The organism is Liquorilactobacillus mali (assembly GCF_001437155.1).
GTDB classification, from domain to species: Bacteria; Bacillota; Bacilli; order Lactobacillales; family Lactobacillaceae; genus Liquorilactobacillus; species Liquorilactobacillus mali_A.
Genome location: NZ_JQAR01000036.1, coordinates 819 through 1872, shown reverse-complemented (window position 1 = coordinate 1872; position 1054 = coordinate 819). Strand labels below are relative to the sequence as shown.

Annotated in this window: 1 protein-coding gene and 1 pseudogene; both read right to left on the bottom strand. The window is 38.7% G+C overall.

Features of this window, described 5'->3' with window-relative positions; all coding sequences use genetic code 11:
* Window positions 1–674: pseudogene (locus tag IV36_RS10845) on the bottom strand (ATPase); the annotation flags it as partial.
* 1 nt (window position 675) lies between these two features.
* Window positions 676–873: a hypothetical protein gene (locus IV36_RS10840; RefSeq protein WP_003691009.1), complete on the bottom strand. Its 198-nt coding sequence runs from the start codon at window positions 871–873 to the stop codon at window positions 676–678.
* Window positions 874–1054: the final 181 nt, after the last annotated feature.

Genomic DNA, 1054 nt, shown 5'->3' with positions numbered 1-1054 from the left:
GCCGATCGTTTTTATTTTCAGGATTGTTTTTTGGCTTAATTTCTGGATTGTGTTTAGCAAAGTCTTTTAGTTGTTTCTGTATAGCTGCTTCAAAGGTAATTTTGGGATTTATCCAAGGAAAATCACGCAAATTATTTTTGATCACCTGGTCATGCTCTCGTCTATAAACTGATACAAATTTTTGGCTATTATCGTAGATCACAACGTTATCAGCTTTGAATGCAACCGCTGCTAAATTATGGTTTGATTGATTATAGCGTTTTTTAACAACTTCGTCTGGTACTCCGTGCCCACCTTTTTTGACTCGTTCATGAACCCGATTAATTGCGACTTTTTCGTTTTTTAACGCCACGTATAAAAGCGTTACTTCAAAGCCATTCTTGTGGGCCCGATCGATTAAATTAAATTGCGCCCTACCTTGGCCAGCCAAGGTTGTTTCAATATGAATACTCTGCCCGGTATCTAAAGCCGCGTGGAGTTGTTTTATTTCTTCAAGCATTGCCCTAAAATTATCACGCTCTTTATGCCAATCACCACCCATTTTTTGTAGGATTTCATCGGCATTTAATCGTTTGGAGTGAGTAAATAATTCGGGCCTCGCGCGATATAAAGTGCTTTTACCAGCGCCGTTTGTTTATCCCAGCCACAATGATGTATCTCTTTAGCTCACTCATGTTAAATCACAAAATGCTTTTCGTTGATAATTTGCTCCTGGCTTTTATCTAAGAGGTAAGTGTGTAACGCGTCAAACAGCTTGCGTTTATCAGGATCTGGATTATATGCCGTTTGCTCCCAAATGTCTTGAATATTGACTGCCCAGGGGTCAGCCAACAATTGATCAATTGTTTCGATTTCTTTGCTGGGTTTGGTCATTTAAAAAGCTCCTATCCCGTTTTCTAGCTCAGCTATCGTCAATTCGGCCACTTAAGGCAGCTATTTTTACTTCTAAGCGATTTTAAAGCAGTTTTAATATAATTATGCATGTAACACTTAAAACGGCTTAAACGAGCCTATATGACGTTTAATTTCAAGAACGCTCATTGTCAGTGTTCTG

Excerpts from the sequence above, each read along its gene's own strand:
- IV36_RS10840 (WP_003691009.1), bottom strand. The coding sequence starts at position 873 with ATGACCAAACCCAGCAAAGAAATCGAAACAATTGATCAATTGTTGGCT.